This window comes from Streptomyces bikiniensis, from assembly GCF_000716625.1.
In the GTDB taxonomy this organism is placed as follows: Bacteria; Actinomycetota; Actinomycetes; order Streptomycetales; family Streptomycetaceae; genus Streptomyces; species Streptomyces bikiniensis.
Genome location: NZ_JNXJ01000140.1, coordinates 1 through 246 on the forward strand (window position 1 = coordinate 1; position 246 = coordinate 246).

1 protein-coding gene is annotated in these 246 nt (G+C 66.3%); it reads left to right on the top strand.

What is annotated here, in order from left to right; translation table 11 throughout:
- On the top strand, positions 1-246 hold a 246-nt coding region (locus tag OO47_RS33115), incomplete at both ends, for an ABC transporter substrate-binding protein (protein ID WP_033211253.1).

Here is a 246-nt window from a genome sequence, read left to right on the forward strand (position 1 = left end):
CGAGCAGAAGGCCATGGTGGACAAGGCGGTCGGCGCCGTCGAGAAGCGGGACAAGCCGCTCAAGGTGATGTGGTTCTACTCCACCTACGAGGGCACCCCGTGGGCGGCCGGTCCCGGTGGTCTGCCGCAGCACATCTCCAAGCTGGTCGGGGTGGAGAACATCTTCGCCGACGCCAAGACGAAGTGGGCCGAGGTGAGTTGGGACGAGGTCGCCGCGCGGAACCCCGATGTCATCATCCTGGCCGA